The organism is Butyrivibrio sp. INlla16 (genome assembly GCF_900104155.1).
Taxonomy (GTDB): domain Bacteria; phylum Bacillota; class Clostridia; order Lachnospirales; family Lachnospiraceae; genus Butyrivibrio.
Window position 1 is genome coordinate 15,960 of the sequence record NZ_FMYB01000036.1, and the last position, 13,708, is coordinate 29,667.

Genomic DNA, 13,708 nt, shown 5'->3' on the forward strand with positions numbered 1-13,708 from the left:
ATGAAACTGTTATACAATGGAAAAACATACAATATCAGCAGAGGGACGCTACTCTCCGAGCTATTTAAGCGCGAAAATCTGGATATTCCTATGGTCTGTGCAGGTATGGGAAGATGCGGAAAGTGCAAGGTGAGGTTTGTCAGCGGTGCCCCCAGGGCGACTTCAGCTGACAACTCGTTTTTAAGTGAGGATGAGATAAAAAGTGGCTGGAGACTGGCTTGCAGAGCTGTAATTACAGAGGATGCTGAGATTGAGACTGATCTTTCCACTGCAAAAGAAGATAAGGCTTTCAATATAAAGGAGGAGAGCAGAGAGGATAAGTGCGAGGATCTTTCGTCCGGAAACTTTGTTGCAGCCATAGATATCGGTACCACAACAATTGCAGCAGCAATCATATCGCCAAAGGACGGGAATGACATCATAAAGAAGGCAGTAACCATGAATCATCAAAGAAGTTATGGCGCCGATGTTATAAGCAGGATCAAGGCGGCAAATGAGGGAAATGCTGATGAATTAAGAAGGCTGGTAACGGATGACTTGAAGGGACTTCTTAAAAATGTAGCCTTAAAGGAGGTCGTGATTGCCGGGAATACTACCATGCTTCATTTATTGGTGGGGGATTCCTGTGAGGGTTTGGGAATTTCTCCCTATAAACCCGTAAGACTTTCCTATCCGGAGATGAGCTTTTCTGAGGTACTTGGAGTCACATTCGAAGAGAAGGATATTTATGATGAAACCGAATGCAGGTTAATGCCAGGTATATCTGCCTTTGTTGGAGCGGATATCGTATCCGGTATGTATGCCCTTGATTTTTATAAGATACCTGAGGGTAAAACCTATATGCTTATTGATCTTGGAACAAACGGAGAGATGGCAGTTGCAGACTCTGAAAAGATAACTGTCTGCTCGACGGCAGCAGGTCCGGTGTTTGAGGGAGGCGGTATATCCTGCGGTATGGCCGGAGTTTCGGGAGCCATAGAGCATATAAAGATTGATAAAGAGAAAAAAACCGCGGATTACAGGACGATAGAAAATACAGAACCTATCGGAATCTGCGGAAGCGGAGTACTTGAACTTGTATCCGAACTCAGAAGATGCGATATCGTCGATGAAACAGGTCTTCTTGTGGATGAATATTTCGAAGAAGGTTTTATATTATATAAGGATGAAAAAAAGACGATTTCTTTTTCGCAGAATGATATTCGTGCTCTGCAGCTTGCAAAGGCTGCGATAAGAAGCGGGATAGATACCCTGCTTTCGGAACATGGCATTACTTCCGCAGATGTGGATAAGGTATATATTGCCGGAGGATTCAGTGAACATCTTGATATTGATATGATAAAAACACTAAAAATGTTACCTGAGGAATTTTTAAATAAAAACATAACTGAGTGCGTGGGTAACACTTCGCTAAAGGGTTGTATAATGGCGATCGGAGACTGTGATTATCAAAAAAAGATCACTGATATTGCAGCCCGTTCGAGTGAGATTTCACTGGCAGGTACAGATACCTTCGGAGAGAGTTTTATTTCAGCTATGAATTTATAAATTGATTTATGCATCTGTTATACTTATAATAGAACGATAGGAACCACGAAACGAGATTAAGAGGTAAGCAATGGATAACAATTATAATAACAATAATGGGGCAGGCGGAGAAGGCGGTCCCAAGAAACAAAATATATTACTGCTGGTTGTTGCTGCGCTTGTGTCAGTGCTTTTCATGACATATTTCATGCGCGCAGTTACAGGTTCCAGTAATAAAGAAGTAACTTATTCCGAGTTTATTCAGATGATCGAGGATAAGAAGGTTGAGAGCGTAGTGATCGAGAGTGACCGCATCAACATTATCCCCAAGGTAAGTTCTGATGAGCTTAAGTTCAATCCCTTCTCCGGTTCGACCACGGTTTTGACATATTATACGGGTAAAGCCGAGGATGATTCCACACTTACGAAGAGACTTCTTGATGCAGGAATTCCGGTAAGCAGTGAGATTCCGGATTCTTCGAGTGCGATCATCTCCTTTGCCGTTTATTATGTTCTTCCGATTTTGCTCATGTGGCTGATTCTTTCATTTGTGTTCAGGCGCATGTCGAAGGGCGGCGGTCCGCTCGGTATCGGTAAAAACAACGCTAAGGTTTACATGCAGCGTGAGACAGGAGTTACTTTCAAGGATGTAGCGGGCGAGGATGAAGCAAAAGAATCTCTTGTTGAGGTTGTTGACTTCCTTCATAATCCCGGCAGATACGTTAAGATCGGCGCGAAGCTTCCGAAGGGTGCTCTTTTGGTAGGACCTCCCGGAACAGGTAAGACACTTCTTGCCAAAGCGGTTGCGGGTGAGGCACACGTTCCTTTTTATTCACTTGCAGGATCTGACTTTATTGAGCTGTATGTCGGTGTCGGTGCGAGCCGTGTTCGTGAACTTTTCGCAGAGGCCAGCAAAAATGCGCCTTGTATTATTTTCATAGATGAGATTGATGCTATCGGAAGAAGCCGTGACAGTAAGTACGGCGGCGGAAATGAAGAGCGTGAGCAGACACTGAACCAGCTGCTTTCAGAGATGGATGGTTTTGATTCTTCAAAGGGTGTCCTCGTTCTCGGAGCTACAAACAGACCTGAGATTCTTGATAAAGCGCTTCTTCGTCCCGGACGTTTCGACAGACGAATCATCGTTGATAAGCCTGATCTTAAGGGCCGCGAAGAGATCCTTAAGGTTCATTCCAAGGACGTTAAAATGGATGAGACCGTTGATCTTAAGGGAATCGCTCTGGCTACCAGCGGTGCGGTAGGTTCGGATCTCGCTAACATGATCAACGAGGCAGCCATAAATGCGGTTAAGGCGCACAGAGAGTATGTTTGCCAGCAGGATCTTATGGAAGCCGTTGAGCAGGTGCTTGTAGGAAAAGAGAAAAAGGACAGAATCCTCAGTAAGGAGGAGAGAAAAATCGTCTCCTATCATGAGGTTGGACATGCCCTTATCAGTGCGGTTCAGAAGAATACTGAGCCTGTTCAGAAGATCACAATTGTTCCCAGAACCATGGGTGCGCTCGGATATGTAATGCAGGTTCCCGAGGATGAGAAATACCTTGAGACCAAGGATGAGATCATTGATGATATCATTGTTTCGCTCGGTGGACGCGCAGCTGAGGAAGTTATTTTCAACACAGTTACAACCGGTGCTGAGAATGATATCGAGAAGGCAACTTCCATGGCACGCAGCATGATTACTATGTTCGGTATGAGTGATAAGTTCGGACTCATGCAGCTCGAATCAATACAAAACAGATATCTCGACGGAAACAGAGTGCTTAACTGCAGTCCGCAGACAGAGTATGAAGTTGACGAAGAGGTGAAAAAGCTTCTTGCCGACTGTTACGAGAAGGCAAAGCAGATCATTCGAGATCACATTGATACCATGGATAAGATCGCACAGTTCCTTATTGAGAAAGAGACCATCACCGGTAAGGAATTCATGAAGATTTATCGTGAGGTAGAGAACATTCCCGAACCCACCGAGGAAGAGATGGAGGAGGCAAAGCACGGAAGAATCTATGCTACGCGTCCCGAATCCGCAGCGGTTGGGGAGAATGTTCCGATCAAGGAGAAGGAGAAGAAGGAGTCTGTTTCTGCAGAGAAGGAGCCGGAACCCGTTCCTGTTACTTCTGAGCAGCAGCCACAGCCCCAGCAGGGATATATAAACTGGCAGCAGCCTCAGGATACTACCAATGGTCAGTCGCAGCAGAGCACGACATCTTTCGGACTTCCTACATACGGCCAGCCTACATATGGCCCGGGCGGAGCATCCTATGCCTCCAAGCCTGAGAAGAAGGAAGAGAATGAGGATACACCTACAGGTGGTGGACGCTTCTCACATATGCCTGACAATTTTGATAATCAGAATTAAGATTTTTTGTGAAAAGACAAAAATGTATGTAAGAATCCAGAGGGCTGTCGCGTAGCGACAGCCTTTTTGATAAGATGTAATTATGGAAGAGAAATTTAATGTACAGGAAGAACTGAAAAAACTCCCGAAACAGCCGGGCGTCTATATAATGCGTGATCAGAATGACACGATAATGTATGTTGGGAAGGCAGTGAATCTCAATAACCGGGTGCGCTCCTACTTCAGGAAAATCGTGGGCCGCGGGCCGCAGATTGACCGCATGGTCCAGCAGATTGCTCGCTTTGAGTATATCGTCACTGATTCGGAGCTGGAAGCGCTTGTCCTTGAGAATAATCTGATCAAGGAAAATTGCCCCAGATACAACACGATGCTGAAGGATGACAAGACCTATCCCTACATAAAGGTCACTGTTTCCGAGGACTTTCCCAGAATCTTATTCTCCAGACTTATGAAGAAGGATAAGTCCAAGTATTACGGTCCGTTTACCAGTGCGGCAGCAGTTAAGGACACCATTGAGCTGATAAACAAGATATACGGCCTCAGAACCTGCAACAGAGTTCTGCCAAGAGACATAGGTCTGGACAGACCCTGCCTTAACTATCATATGAACAGATGCTCTGCGCCTTGCGACGGAAAAATCTCAAAGGAAGAATATGCCGAGAGGATACGAGGTGCTCTGGACTTTTTGGAAGGCAATTATACTCCTATTATCAGGGATCTGACTGAAAAGATGGAGGCAGCGGCGGAGGAGCTGAATTTCGAGAAAGCAGCAACCTACAGGGATCTTCTTACCAGTGTAAAACAGGTGGCACAGAAGCAGAAGATGACTGATTCAGCCATGGAGGATAAGGATATACTGGCCATTGCAGCAGATGAGAATGATGCTGTGGTGCAGGTCTTTTTTGTCCGAGACGGAAGGCTTATCGGAAGAGAGCATTTCTACATGACGCATGTGTCCGAGAATCCCACAAATGAGATATTGCTGAATTTTGTAAAACAGTTCTATGCCGGAACGCCTTTTATTCCGAGAGAGCTCATGCTCCCCGAAGCCATAGAGGACATGGAAGTAATTGAAAAGTGGCTCACCCAGAGAAAAGGAAGCAGGGTTTATCTGAGTGTCCCGGAGAGAGGGCAGAAGGAAAAGCTGATGGAGCTTGCAGCTCAAAATGCAGAGCTGATTCTGAGTAAGGACAAGGAGAGACTAAAGCGCGAAGAAGGCAGAACGATAGGAGCTGTAAAAGAGATAGAAAAACTTCTGGGGATCAATGGAATTATCAGAATGGAGGCCTACGATATCTCCAATATCAGCGGTTTTGCCAATGTCGGATCGATGGTTGTCTATGAGAAGGGAAAACCAAAGCGCAGTGATTACAGGAAGTTCAGGATTAAATCCGTCACAGGCCCGGATGACTATGCATGCATGAAGGAAGTACTCACCAGAAGACTTATGCATGGCCTAGAGGAAAAGCACGAGCTTGAAGTGCGCGAGATAGATGCGAGATACGGCAGCTTTACAAAGTTTCCCGATCTCATCCTGATGGATGGAGGAAGAGGACAGGTAAATATCTGCCTTCAGGTTCTTGAAGAGCTGGGGATTACTATTCCCGTGTGCGGAATGGTAAAGGATGATAACCATAGGACCAGAGGGCTCTATTTTAATAACGAAGAGCTCCCTATAGATAGACGTTCCGAGGGCTTCAAGCTTATAACAAGAATTCAGGATGAAGCCCACAGATTTGCGATAGAGTACCATCGTTCTCTTCGAAGTAAATCACAGGTAAAGAGCTCCCTTGATGAGATTCCCGGAGTGGGCCCTGCCAGAAGAAAAGCCCTTATGCGTCATTTTAAATCCATCGAAGATATCAGAAATGCAGATATAGAGACGCTTAAGCAGGTTCCGGAAATTCCGGAAAATGCCGCGAGACAAATATACGAATTCTTCCATTCCTAAGGACGCCGGAGCGGCATGAAATAATTGTAAAAGCCCAGTGGGTGTGCTAAACTGTGGTAAGTTAAAAGGGGGTATCTCATGGCAACGGTAAAGCTAAAAACTGTCATTAAAAAGATGGAGCTTGAAAACCTCACCCCGGAGCTCGATGTTTCCAAGATTCGAATTCATCAGCCCGATATCAACAGACCGGCTCTGCAGCTTGCAGGCTACTTTGAGCATTTTGAGGCTACAAGACTTCAGGTTATAGGATTCGTAGAATATTCATATATGGAATCCATTCCCGCAGAAGATAAGGAGCGGGTATATCGCGAATTTTTATCCTTTGACATTCCGTGTGTCGTTTTCTGCAGAAATCTGATACCGGATCCGATGTTCGTAAAGATGGCGCTTGAGGAGAAGGTTCCGATAATGGTAACTAAAAAGCCTACATCATCATTCATGGCTGAGATCATCAGATGGCTTAATGTGGAGCTTGCTCCCTGCATTTCCATCCACGGAGTTCTGGTTGATGTTTACGGCGTAGGCGTTCTTATAACAGGTGAAAGCGGAATCGGTAAATCCGAGGCTGCGCTTGAGCTTATTAAGAGAGGTCACAGACTTGTGTCCGATGACGTGGTGGAACTGCGTAAGGTAAGTGATGTGACACTTATAGGAACAGCTCCCGATATCACGAGGCATTTTATTGAGCTTCGAGGAATCGGAATCGTGGATGTAAAGACACTTTTCGGTGTATCCAGCGTCCGCGACACACAGAACATTGACCTTGTTATCAAGCTTGAGGAGTGGGATAAGGACAAGGAATACGACAGACTCGGACTTGAAGAGGAATATACAGAGTATCTTGGCAACAAGATAGTTTGTCACAGAATTCCGATTCGTCCCGGCAGAAACCTTGCGATTATCTGTGAGTCCGCAGCAGTTAACCACAGACAGAAGATGATGGGCTACAATGCTGCTCAGGAGCTTTATAACAGAGTGCAGAATTCGCTCACCAAGGGTCATGATGACGACGATTGAAACATAGAAAATAATTAATTAAGAATAATAAAAAGGAAGTAGTGTTAATGGAAAACCAGACATCAAGTTTAGTAGAAAGATATGTATTCGGAGTTGATATAGGCGGAACTACCGTAAAAATAGGACTCCTTGATATGGACGGTCACAAGATCGAAGTGTGGGAGATTCCTACAAGAACAGAGGACGAGGGGAAAAATGTTCTCCCGGATATCGCTGAGGCGATCAGAAATAAGATGACCGAGAGAGGAATAAAGGATTCACAGGTAGTCGGAGTAGGAGCAGGTGCACCCGGCCCCTTCGGCGATGACGGAACAATCTTCAAGGCAGTTAATCTTGGCTGGAGTGAGTTCAATATGAAGGATGAGCTTCACGATCTTGTTAAGATTCCCGTTAAGTGCGGTAATGATGCCAATGTAGCTGCACTCGGAGAATACTGGATGGGCGGCGGCCAGGGCTACAAGGATATGCTCATGGTTACACTCGGAACAGGTGTAGGCGGAGGAATCATCCACAACGGCAAGATCTTTAACGGTGCTACTGGTGCCGGCGGAGAAATCGGTCATATTCATATCAATGACGATGAGACTCTCGTATGCGGATGCGGACATAAAGGCTGTCTTGAGCAGTATGCAAGTGCGACAGGCGCAGTTCTTCTCATGAATAGATTACTTGAAGAGAGCGATGAGGAGTGTGTTCTTCGCGGTACAGACTTCATGTGCAAGGACATCTTCGATGCAGCAAAGAAGGGAGATAAGCTTGCTAATGAAGCAATTACACGCTATGGCGAATATCTCGGAAAAGGTCTTGCAATGATAGCATCCACTATCAATCCTGAGATCATCGTATTTGGCGGCGGAGTTTCAAAGGCAGGAGACGTTCTTTTTGATCTTGTTCGTCCTTCATTTGAGAAGTATGTATTCCCCGGCGCAAAGAGAACAAAGTTTGCTCTTGCAAAGCTTGGAAATGATGCGGGAATCTTCGGAGCAGCTAAACTGGTTTTGGATTCGGTTTCAAAAAATGAAAATTGATTTGGATGTAAAACTTTCGGAGATTATCCCGAAGCAAAACATTATAAAAAATGAGATTATGAGCAGGCACACCACGTTTCGCACGGGTGGGCCTGCCGATTATTTTGTAAAGGTAGGAACAAAAGAGGCTCTTTCAAAGCTGATAAAGCTTTTTCATGAGGAAGGGCTGACCTTTTCCAAGGACTATTATATTCTCGGAAACGGAAGCAATCTCCTTGTTTCTGATGAAGGATACAGAGGAATAATCTTGTCTCTGGAGGGAGAGTTTGCGGAAGTTGTTCCCGAGAGTGACACTGTTATAAGAGCAGGAGCGGCAGCACTTAATGTAGCTGTTGCTAATCTTGCCAGAGATAAAGAACTTAAAGGCTTTGAATTCGCTCACGGTATACCGGGTTCTATCGGCGGTGCACTTGTGATGAATGCCGGAGCTTATGGCGGTGAGATGAAGCAGGTTGTCCGCTCTGTAACTGCTATTATGGAGGATGGTACCGAGAAAATTTTTAGCCGTGATGAGCTCGAGTTTGATTACAGGACAAGTGTATTTAAGAGAATTAATTGCGTTATAACCGATGCACTTATTGAACTTGAAAAAGGAAACAGAGCAGATATTGAAGCTCTGATGGAGGATCTTAAGAACAGGCGTATCTCCAAGCAGCCGCTGGAGTATCCAAGTGCAGGATCAACATTTAAGAGACCTGAGGGATACTTTGCGGGAAAACTTATAGAGGATGCCGGACTTAAGGGCTACAGTGTAGGGGGAGCACAGGTCTCCGAGAAGCATAGCGGGTTTGTGATAAATACCGGTGATGCTACTTCGGATGATGTATATAAGCTTATATGCGACGTCAGAAAAAAGGTAATGGAGTCTTTCGGAGTTGAACTATCTCCGGAGGTAATACTTTTGGGAGAATTTAAGGCATGAGAATTGTAATCGTAACGGGAATGAGCGGGGGAGGAAAATCCACAGCTATACATATGCTTGAGGATGCGGGGTTCTACTGTGTAGACAATCTGCCTCCGGCACTGTTTGAGAAATTTTCAGAGCTGATAACGCAGCCAGACAGCGAGATCACGAAGGTTGCAGTTGGTCTGGATGTAAGATCCGGCCAGAGGTTTGAGGATGCTCCGAGAGTTATTGAAGAACTTAGGGAAAGAGGACTTCCTGTGGAGGTGCTTTTCCTGGAGTGCTCGGATGCGGTTTTAGTAAAGAGATACAAAGAATCAAGAAGAAGGCACCCGCTCTCTCCTGAAGGAAGAATTGAAGATGGTATCAAGAAGGAGAGGGAGCTTCTTAAGAAGCTTCGTTCGCAGGCAGATTATATTATAGACACTTCTCAGCTGCTTACCCGTGAATTCAAGACGGAAATGGACAGGCTGTTCGTTGCAAATGAAAAGCGCGGTAACCTGATTTTGACGGTATTGTCCTTTGGATTTAAGCACGGAATTCCATCGGATGCCGATCTGGTATTTGATGTTAGATTTTTGCCCAATCCGTTTTATATTGATGAATTAAAGCATCTTACAGGAAATGATAAGCCTGTTCAGGACTATGTTAAGAGCTTTCCGGAGTGCGAACAGTTTCTTGAAAAACTGAAGGATATGCTGGAATTCCTTGTTCCCGGTTATATTAATGAGGGAAAATATCAGCTGGTGGTTGCCATCGGATGTACCGGTGGTCAGCACCGATCTGTTACAATAGCAAATGAAATATATGAGAGATTAAAAGAAGCGGAGAATTTCGGGGTAAAGATTTATCACAGAGATTTGAAGCATGCAAGGTGATATGGATGTCATTTTCCGGTGATGTTAAAAATGAACTTGCAAAGCAGATAGCGACACCGAGGCATTGTCAGCTTTCTGAACTGGCGGCGATTGTTTTGGGCTCCGGTTTGATACGGTGCTCGGAAAGCGGCATGTATACTGTGTTTTTACAGTCAGATGCTGCGGCGCAGTCGAGAAAGTTCTTTACAATCCTAAAAAAAGCATTTAATATAGAGGCTAGCGTGCTTGATAAAATGCCCGAGGAGCATGCAGGAGGCAAGGTTTACCTGCCTGTTCTTAGCGGAACAGAGGAGATTTCATCAATTCTTAAGTCCATTCATCTTATAGATGATACAGGAAAAATCAGGACAGCAGATGATGGAATCAGTCACAGACTGGTTAGACAATCCTGTTGTAAGAGAGCATTTTTAAGAGACACTTTTTTGTGTATTGGTTCAGTAAGTGATCCGAGTAAATCATACCATCTCGAGTTTGTATGTACATCCGAGAGAATGGCGGATGACTTAAAAGAGATGATAGAGAGCTTTGACATAGAGGCGCGAATTGTCATGCGCAAAAAATACTATGTCGTATATATTAAAGAGAGTACTGCTATAGTAGATCTCCTTAATGTTATGGAGGCTCCCGTAAGTCTCATGAATATGGAAAACGAGCGTATAGTTAAAGAGATGCGCAACTCCATAAACAGAAGGGTTAATTGCGAGACGGCCAATATCACAAAAACAGTCAATGCAGCATCGAGACAGACCGCGGATATATTGTTTTTGAGAGACCATTACGGATTTGAGAATCTTCCCAAGGGACTCGAAGATATGGCCAGGGTCAGGCTGCAATATCCTGATGCAACATTGTTAGAGCTTGGAAAATATCTGGATCCGCCGGTAGGCAAATCCGGGGTTAATCACAGGCTAAGAAAGCTCAGCGAACTCGCGGAGAAAATACGAGGCTGAGCGAAGCTGCGTTCTTTGCAGTTAAGAGGAGGAAATTATGACAACAAAATCTATCGAGATCAAGCTTCCGGGTGGACTTGAGGCACGTCCCGTTGCCGAGTTGGTTCAGCTTGCAAGCCGCTACGACAGCACACTTCACATCGAGGCACAGTCCAAGAAGGTGAATGCCAAGAGTATCATGGGCATGATGACACTTAACCTTAATTCAGGTGAAGAGGTTACAGTGATTGCTGATGGCTCTGATGAGGCAGATGCAGTTGCAGGAATGGAAAGTTTCCTTATGGGAAATTTACAGCTCTCATAAGATAATATTGTTTGAATCCTATGGAAAGCCCCGGTTACATTCATTATAATGAAAGTAATCGGGGTTTACTTATAAACATAAGTGGAGGCAGTATGGGCAAAAAAAAGATGCTTTTTGTCTATAATCCAAAAGCAGGCAAAGAGCGTATCAGAAGTAATCTGCTGGACATAATTGATATATTTGCAAAGGCCGGATACGAAGTGACGGTTCATCCTACGCAGGAGCAGGGTGACGCTATAGAGGCTGTTAAAAACAGAGATAGGGGATTTGACATTGTCACCTGCAGCGGAGGAGACGGCACGCTCGATGAAGTTGTCAGCGGTATGTGGATGTCTAAGACTCGTGTGCCCATAGGATATGTTCCTGCAGGATCGACAAACGATTTTGCAATGAGCCTTGGGATTCCGGCTGCTATGCATGCATCTGCCGAGGCAATTGTCACCGGTAGGGAATATGCCTGTGATATCGGAGTTATGAATGGTGATACTTTTGTGTACATAGCTGCGTTTGGATTATTTACGGATGTATCCTATTTAACCAAACAGGATATAAAAAATGTTCTCGGACATATGGCGTATATATTTGAGGGGGCCAAAAGGCTTTCGGAGATCCGTTCATATCATATGAAGGTTACGGCGGATGACATGGTCATAGAGGATGATTTTGTATTCGGAATGGTGACCAATTCCATTTCGGTAGGAGGATTTAAGGATATTACCGGGAAGCATATAAAGCTTGATGATGGCGTTTTCGAAGTTACTCTGGTAAAATTCCCCGACAATATGCTTGATATGAGTAATCTCATGGCAGCCCTGTTAAACCGTGATATAGATACGGAGCAGATGTACTGCTTTAAGACGAGCCATCTTGTCTTGGAATCCAAGGAGAGTATAGCCTGGACAAGAGATGGTGAGTTCGGCGGAGAGCATACCTATGTTGATATTAAAAATGAGAATAAGGCACTGAAAATCATGGTGCCAAATAAGAATTAGTGATTGTTTCTGTGAACGGGTAAGGAATTTGCCCGTTCATTTTTTGTTCATAAAACGTTTAAAGACTATTAACGCCAGATTATTTCTTGGACATTTCTTTTATGTATACTAAAGATGTCAGATGAAGAAAGGCAATACCAATTAAAAAATAACTTTTTCATAATAAGCCAAGGAAACAAAAGTTTCCTTGGCTTCCTCCCTTTTATGGGGCTCTTTATAATGTCTCCGGCTCAGGATAATCCACACCAAAGGTTTCTACTGTTACTTTTTCCATAACCTGATTTGTTGTAGGTCTGTCCATCCAGTCTGTTTCGGTTTCAGCAATTTTATTTACAACATCCATTCCCTCGATAACTTTTCCGAACGCAGCATACGCGCCGTCAAGATGAGGAGCATTCTTGTGCATGATGAAAAACTGTGAACCTGCGGAATCAGGTATCTGTGTACGTGCCATGGAAAGTACACCTTCTGTATGAAGAAGATCATTCTTAAAGCCGTTCTGTGAAAATTCACCCTTGATAGAGTAACCCGGGCCTCCCATGCCTGTTCCTTCGGGATCTCCGCCCTGAAGCATGAAGCCTTTGATTACGCGGTGGAAGATAACACCATCATAAAAATTGTGGTTAATAAGTGAAATGAAATTATTTACTGTGTTGGGGGCAATTTCAGGATAAAGCTCAGCTTTGATCACATCGCCGCCTTTCATGGTAATAGTTACGATAGGATTTTTTGTATCAGCCATTTTTCTCTCCTTTTTGGTTTTTCGTGGTAGAAATGTGCGATTAATTATACAATATAGCTGAGGTATAGAAAAGTTGCTTAGGGAAATCATTTTTTGCTTAAAATATCATACAGATGTAAGTATAAGCGAGAAGATAAGAGGCGCCGCTGATTATCTTGAGGATGAGGGGATTCGCTGCCAGATAGTATATCCTGAGCCTGAGATAATGACAAAGGAGGGGCTTCTTCTCGGAATAATGGAAAACGATTCAGAACATTCCCTTAAGGATATCCTGTTTTTGTCGGACTCCTCGGAACTCTCGGAGATACTCCTTGGAAGCGGAGCCTATGTTGTGGGTTTGCAGCATGAGGAGAATCCCGGCGAAGGTTTTCCGGGTTTAAAATATGTGTTTACGGATATTGATGAAGTCGGCTTTGATTCTTATGAGAAGGCCTATCAGAGATATGCGCGTATTCCGTGGACAATACTCGAAACGAAGAGATGCATCATCAGAGAGACCACTGTCGAGGATGTGGACGCTTTTTACGAGATATATGCCAATCCCGAGATGACAAGATATATGGAGGGACTTTTCAAAAATCCCGAGGACGAAAAGAAATACCAGGCGGATTATATAGAAAAGGTGTACGGCCTTTTGGGATTCGGAACCTGGACGGTTGTGAGAAAGGAAGACGGCAAAATAATAGGCAGAGCGGGCTTCAGTGTCCGAAACGGTTTTGATGACGTGGAGCTGGGGTTCCTTATTGGTACGGATTATCAGAGGCAGGGCTATGCTTATGAAGTGTGCGAGGCAATCCTGAAATACGGAAGGGAAGTTCTTTTGTTTGAAAGGATAATTGCCTTTGTGAAGGCTGAAAATCTGGTTTCCATACATCTTTGCGAAAAGCTCGGCTTTGAGAAAAAAGAAGAGGTTGATATAGAAGAGAACATATATGGGGAGGAGTACCATGATGGGGTAAAAGTGGCTCCGTCAAGGGCTCAGTTCGGTAAATATATAAGAATGGTGCTTGCTATTTGAATTTTTTTCAGTTACCATAC

The 13,708-nt window shown here is 44.3% G+C and carries 12 protein-coding genes; 11 read left to right on the top strand and 1 reads right to left on the bottom strand.

Translation table 11 applies throughout. From position 1 onward, the window contains the following. The 10 genes from BLR42_RS15280 to BLR42_RS15325 all read left to right on the top strand — a co-directional run bounded on the left by BLR42_RS15280 (position 1) and on the right by BLR42_RS15325 (position 11,928). The gene (locus BLR42_RS15280; RefSeq protein ID WP_170832816.1) at positions 1 to 1,548 is read left to right on the top strand and encodes an ASKHA domain-containing protein; all 1,548 of its coding nucleotides are present in this window, start codon (positions 1 to 3) and stop codon (positions 1,546 to 1,548) included. Positions 1,549 to 1,618: 70 nt separating this feature from the next. Beyond that, positions 1,619 to 3,904, top strand: a complete 2,286-nt coding sequence (ftsH, locus tag BLR42_RS15285; protein WP_091870914.1) for an ATP-dependent zinc metalloprotease FtsH — start codon at positions 1,619 to 1,621, stop codon at positions 3,902 to 3,904. 82 nt (positions 3,905 to 3,986) lie between these two features. Further along, positions 3,987 to 5,855, top strand: a complete 1,869-nt coding sequence (uvrC, locus tag BLR42_RS15290; RefSeq protein WP_091870917.1) for an excinuclease ABC subunit UvrC — start codon at positions 3,987 to 3,989, stop codon at positions 5,853 to 5,855. A gap of 78 nt (positions 5,856 to 5,933) precedes the next feature. Then, complete coding sequence (gene hprK / locus BLR42_RS15295) at positions 5,934 to 6,872, top strand: HPr(Ser) kinase/phosphatase (protein ID WP_026498524.1); 939 nt, start codon at positions 5,934 to 5,936, stop codon at positions 6,870 to 6,872. 47 nt (positions 6,873 to 6,919) lie between these two features. Continuing rightward, entirely contained in the window at positions 6,920 to 7,900 is a 981-nt protein-coding gene (locus BLR42_RS15300; protein WP_022761097.1) for an ROK family glucokinase, read from the top strand. After that, entirely contained in the window at positions 7,890 to 8,822 is a 933-nt protein-coding gene (gene murB / locus BLR42_RS15305; protein ID WP_091870920.1) for a UDP-N-acetylmuramate dehydrogenase, read from the top strand. Before BLR42_RS15300 ends, murB begins: the two co-directional genes overlap by 11 nt. Then, entirely contained in the window at positions 8,819 to 9,682 is an 864-nt protein-coding gene (gene rapZ / locus BLR42_RS15310; protein WP_022761099.1) for an RNase adapter RapZ, read from the top strand. The genes murB and rapZ overlap by 4 nt, the downstream gene beginning before the upstream one ends. A 5-nt stretch (positions 9,683 to 9,687) precedes the next feature. Continuing rightward, a complete protein-coding gene (whiA, locus tag BLR42_RS15315) occupies positions 9,688 to 10,632 on the top strand; it encodes a DNA-binding protein WhiA (protein ID WP_091870923.1) in 945 nt (314 codons plus the stop codon). A gap of 37 nt (positions 10,633 to 10,669) precedes the next feature. After that, complete coding sequence (locus BLR42_RS15320) at positions 10,670 to 10,936, top strand: HPr family phosphocarrier protein (RefSeq protein ID WP_022761101.1); 267 nt, start codon at positions 10,670 to 10,672, stop codon at positions 10,934 to 10,936. 92 nt (positions 10,937 to 11,028) lie between these two features. Next, positions 11,029 to 11,928, top strand: coding sequence for a diacylglycerol/lipid kinase family protein (locus BLR42_RS15325; RefSeq protein WP_091870926.1), 900 nt, complete (start codon positions 11,029 to 11,031; stop codon positions 11,926 to 11,928). Between the two features lie 214 nt (positions 11,929 to 12,142). Here BLR42_RS15325 and BLR42_RS15330 read toward each other — a convergent pair whose 3' ends face one another. Next, positions 12,143 to 12,670, bottom strand: a complete 528-nt coding sequence (locus BLR42_RS15330) for a peptidylprolyl isomerase (RefSeq protein ID WP_091870929.1) — start codon at positions 12,668 to 12,670, stop codon at positions 12,143 to 12,145. A 73-nt stretch (positions 12,671 to 12,743) separates the two neighbouring features. Here BLR42_RS15330 and BLR42_RS15335 point away from each other — a divergent pair, with 73 nt between their 5' ends. Next, positions 12,744 to 13,688 (top strand): GNAT family N-acetyltransferase, encoded by a 945-nt coding sequence (locus BLR42_RS15335; RefSeq protein WP_091870931.1) that lies wholly within the window; start codon positions 12,744 to 12,746, stop codon positions 13,686 to 13,688. The last annotated feature ends 20 nt before the right edge of the window (positions 13,689 to 13,708 follow it).